The following is a 1,063-nucleotide window of genomic DNA, read 5'->3' on the forward strand; positions in this document are numbered from 1 at the left end:
TCAATCCCGGTATAGTAAGGGAGAGTTACTACGAGGAGCCTTATTGACGATCAACGGTATTGCTGCTGGCATGCGTAATACTGGCTGACCTGTCAAGAATGGAAAATGAAGGATGAAGGATGAAGGATGAAAAACTAACCAATGGCGAAGTTATTCGCTGTCAGTCTTTTTTTGTCCGGAATCCTTGTCATTGCCAATTTAGCCTAATGATTAAATAGATGTTCAACTCTGTTGATATCCTTGTGGCGGTGTTTGGCTTGCATCCTTTGTTTCCATTTTCGAATCTCGATCGCAGTTTTTTCTGTAGGAGGCGTATATTTCTGAATTTTACCGGTGTTTTGCTTTGCCTGTCGTTGGTGTTGATTAGCTTGAGGTTGAATAACTAGAAATTTGGCAAGATTCTCTTGAAGTGATTTATTCTCCAAAGCCCTTAGGAGCGCTCTTGCGTTTGAATAACGATCTTTGAGGGAAATAGCTAGCATTCTGTTGAGAATATTAGCAAAGTAATCACTCAAGTCCAATGCTTTACGCCAACTCAGTTCACCAGTTTGGCGATCGCTGTGAAATTGTAGGGGGGCTTTTCCAGTGAGTAGGTAAAGACAGGTAACCCCTAGGGAATAAATATCACTGCTATACACAGGTCGTAGGCTAAACTGTTCCGGTGGTGCAAATCCTACCGTACCGATGAAATGGGTAGTTGGGTTTTTTACACTGCTATCTGATGCTTGGGCAATTAACTCCTTAACTGCCCCAAAATCAATTAGTACCAACCGACCATCATCATTAGAAAGAATAATATTCTGAGGTTTGATATCACGATGTATTACCCCATGGTCATGGACATACTGCAATAACGGTAGTATGTCCCTCAGAAAACCTTGAACGGCTGCTGGGGATAAGCAACCAGAACGCCTGACCAACCTAGCTAGGGTAATCCCTCGAATGTACTCTTGAACCAAGTAGAATTCTCCATCGTCTACGAAATAATCGAGCAGCATGGGGATCTGGGGGTGAGTCCCCAGTTTGTTCAAAATTTTTGCCTCTCTTTCAAACCGCTGACGAG

At 42.9% G+C, this 1,063-nt stretch carries 2 protein-coding genes; one reads left to right on the top strand and one right to left on the bottom strand.

Features of this window, described 5'->3' with window-relative positions; genetic code table 11:
* Positions 1-88 (top strand): phosphoenolpyruvate carboxylase (locus F6K49_RS54175; RefSeq protein ID WP_366514388.1); only part of this gene is annotated, 88 nt, incomplete at its 5' end.
* Positions 89-203: 115 nt separating this feature from the next.
* On the opposite strand, the gene F6K49_RS52425 is transcribed toward F6K49_RS54175, so the two are convergent.
* Positions 204-1,063, bottom strand: an 860-nt coding sequence (locus F6K49_RS52425) for a serine/threonine-protein kinase (RefSeq protein WP_293111000.1), incomplete at its 5' end; no start/stop codon positions are given.

It is taken from the genome of Moorena sp. SIO3I6, assembly GCF_010672095.1.